2 protein-coding genes are annotated in these 1,730 nt (G+C 43.6%); both read right to left on the minus strand.

The window, feature by feature from the left end; all coding sequences use genetic code 11:
* The coding region (locus tag ABZB17_RS22370; protein WP_372653875.1) for an O-acetylhomoserine aminocarboxypropyltransferase/cysteine synthase family protein at positions 1 to 780 on the minus strand (780 nt) is incomplete at its 3' end.
* Between the two features lie 220 nt (positions 781 to 1,000).
* The coding region (locus tag ABZB17_RS22375) for an ACT domain-containing protein (RefSeq protein WP_372653876.1) at positions 1,001 to 1,730 on the minus strand (730 nt) is incomplete at its 5' end.

Consider the following 1,730-nt stretch of genomic DNA (forward strand, 5'->3'; position numbering starts at 1 on the left):
TGGCCCGTCGAAATTAAACACATCCCAGTATTTCAAACCGTGATAACCTTCAGAAGGCTCGGTGAAACCAGGGAATTTACCGTTACCCCAGTTGTAGGTTCCGGCGTCAACAATTACACCGCCAATGCTGGTTCCGTGGCCGCCAATCCATTTGGTTGCCGATTCCACAACAATATCGGCACCATGCTCGATCGGACGGAATAAGTAGCCACCGCCGGCAAAAGTATTGTCAACAATAAACGGGATATCGTATTTCTTGGCCACTGCTGCAATCGCATCAAAATCAGGAATTACAAATCCCGGATTTCCAATGGTTTCAAGGTAAATGGCTTTTGTATTCTCGTCAATCAGTTTCTCGAACGACGCTGCTTCCAAATCTTCGGTTAAGCGGGCTTCAATTCCCAGTCGTTTAAAAGTAACTTTAAATTGGTTGTAAGTTCCGCCGTACAAATATGGCGATGAAACAATGTTGTCGCCAATATCCAGGATATTGTTCAGTGCCAGGAACTGCGCGGCGTGCCCCGATGACACTGAAAGTGCTGCCACTCCCCCTTCGAGCGCTGCAATACGCTGCTCAAACACATCCGAAGTTGGGTTCATAATACGTGTGTAAATGTTGCCAAATTCTTTAAGGGCAAACAAATTAGCCGCATGATCGGCATCGTTAAACACGTACGACGATGTTTGGTAAATTGGCACAGCACGCGAGTTGGTTGCTGAATCAGGTTGTTGTCCTGCGTGTAATTGCAGTGTTTCGAAATTTAATTTTTGAGTTGTCATTTTGTTATAATTTTTTGAGTTAGAAACTTGTTGAGATTTTTTCTTTACCCCTCTGCTTGTCAGCATCTCCCCTTACAAGGGAAGAACGCTTTAATGGAAGCCTCTGCAAATAAAGTTTTGCAGATACTTTGCATTATCCTTTTTTCCCTTTTTATGGGAAAATGGTGACAGCCAAAAGGGTAAAATCATTCTTTAATAATTGTAACAATTCTATTTATTACTAGAAAAAAGCCTTATAAACTTCTCTTACACTTTTTTCTTTGTCGGATTCCTGAACCACCAAATAGCTTACAAGGTCGGATGCTCCGGAGCCGCTTAGTATTACATTAATTTTATTGTTAGCCACAGCAGTAAATATCTTCGCCGACACGCCATAAGCCTGTTGCATTCCGTGACCTACAATACCAATCAGCGCCACGTCGTTCACCACTTTGATATCAGTAACAGCCGAAAAGCCCAATTTGTGCACGAGTTTTAGTGCTTTTGCACCATTTTCTTTGCTTAAAATAAAATTGATTGATGTTTGCGAGGTGATCACCGACTTAATGTTTAGTCCGGCATCGTTTAACTGGTTGGTAACTTTTGCCAGGATACCCGGTTTTAAACCAACGCCCGGCCCGTCGAGCTTCAGCAGCGAAATATCGTCGGTACAGGCTACACTTTTTACAATCTGCTCTTCAATATATGTCTCGGTGTTGATAACGGTTTGTACTTCGCCATCGGGCGTATCCGGACTTAGTACCTGGATCGGGATATGCGCATGTTCCAGCGGTTCTACCGTTCGCGGATGAAAAGAGTAGTGTTCGAAATACGCCAGCTCACTGGCTTCGGAATACGTAAGGCGCTGAATAATCTCGGGATTTTCGATAATGGCAGGCTTGGCCCGCTGAAAATCGTTATCGAGTCCCCAAAGTTTAAGTGTATCGATACCGAGTTCTTTGGTCAAAAAA

Source organism: Draconibacterium sp., from assembly GCF_041583095.1.
GTDB lineage: Bacteria > Bacteroidota > Bacteroidia > Bacteroidales > Prolixibacteraceae > Draconibacterium.